General features: G+C 59.5%; 1 protein-coding gene. It reads left to right on the top strand.

Annotation, left to right across the window (positions count from 1 at the left end):
- A partial coding sequence (gene tuf / locus NAO55_RS20885) for an elongation factor Tu (protein WP_256070322.1) occupies positions 1-1108 on the top strand: 1108 nt, incomplete at both ends.

The raw sequence follows: 1108 nt of genomic DNA, 5'->3' as shown, positions 1-1108 counted from the left end.
GACTGCTGCTCTGACTCGCGTGTGCTCCGAGGTTTTCGGCTCCGCTCGTGTCGACTTCGACAAGATCGATAGCGCGCCGGAAGAAAAGGCTCGCGGTATCACCATCAACACCGCTCACGTAGAGTACGACTCCAATGTCCGTCACTACGCGCACGTTGACTGCCCGGGCCACGCTGACTATGTGAAGAATATGATCACCGGTGCTGCCCAGATGGATGGTGCGATCCTGGTTTGCTCGGCTGCTGACGGCCCCATGCCGCAGACCCGCGAGCACATCCTGCTGTCCCGTCAGGTAGGCGTTCCGTACATCGTCGTGTTCCTGAACAAGGCTGACATGGTCGACGACGCCGAGCTGCTCGAGCTGGTCGAAATGGAAGTTCGCGACCTGCTGTCCACCTACGACTTCCCGGGTGATGACACTCCGATCATCATCGGTTCTGCGCTGATGGCGCTGAACGGCGAAGACGACAACGAGCTGGGCACCACTGCGGTCAAGAAGCTGGTCGAGACTCTGGATACCTACATCCCTGAGCCGGTTCGCGCTATCGACAAGCCGTTCCTGATGCCGATCGAAGACGTGTTCTCGATCTCCGGTCGCGGTACTGTTGTAACTGGTCGTGTTGAGCGCGGTATCGTCAAGGTCCAGGAAGAGATCGAGATCGTCGGTCTGCGTCCGACCACCAAGACCACCTGCACCGGCGTGGAAATGTTCCGCAAGCTGCTGGACGAAGGTCGTGCTGGCGAGAACTGCGGCGTCCTGCTGCGTGGCACCAAGCGTGATGACGTCGAGCGTGGTCAGGTACTGGCCAAGCCGGGCACCATCAAGCCGCACACCAAGTTCGAAGCTGAAGTGTACGTGCTGTCCAAGGAAGAGGGTGGTCGTCACACCCCGTTCTTCAAGGGCTATCGTCCGCAGTTCTACTTCCGTACCACTGACGTGACCGGTTCGTGCGAACTGCCGGAAGGCGTCGAGATGGTGATGCCGGGCGACAACGTGAAAATGGTTGTTACCCTGATCAAGCCGATCGCCATGGAAGACGGCCTGCGCTTCGCAATTCGCGAAGGTGGTCGTACCGTTGGTGCCGGCGTGGTTGCCAAGATCGTCGAA

The sequence above is a fragment of the Stutzerimonas frequens genome (assembly GCF_024448335.1).
Classification (GTDB): domain Bacteria; phylum Pseudomonadota; class Gammaproteobacteria; order Pseudomonadales; family Pseudomonadaceae; genus Stutzerimonas; species Stutzerimonas frequens.
The sequence above is the reverse complement of the archived record's forward strand: the minus strand, read 5'-3'. Positions and strand labels throughout refer to the sequence as shown.